This is a genomic window from Veillonella sp. ZSJB6 (assembly GCF_051549505.1).
GTDB lineage: Bacteria > Bacillota > Negativicutes > Veillonellales > Veillonellaceae > Veillonella.
On sequence record NZ_JBPUGE010000135.1, the window covers coordinates 1 to 248 of the forward strand.

General features: G+C 29.0%; 1 protein-coding gene. It reads left to right on the top strand.

The window, feature by feature from the left end; translation table 11 throughout:
- Positions 1-12: 12 nt before the first annotated feature.
- The coding region (locus ACSV5T_RS10190; RefSeq protein WP_438321063.1) for a hypothetical protein at positions 13-248 on the top strand (236 nt) is incomplete at its 3' end.

A 248-nucleotide genomic window follows, 5' to 3' on the forward strand; every position in this document is an offset into this window, starting at 1 on the left:
GTGGTTATTTAAATGTCAATTAAATTAAGCGAGATTTTACCTCCTGCAGATAAATTATTCGACCGAAAAGAATTAGAACAAATTTTTTTAGAAGCAGTCAGATTAACAAAGGAAGTTGAAGAAGAAACTTCTTTAGGCTTTACTTCTGTAAAGGTAAATAATTATTTTTTCCAAGCATATCAAGATGAAAATGAATATTTGTTGTCCTTGGGTAGTCAAAAAAAGGAAACCGATATGGTGAAAAATAT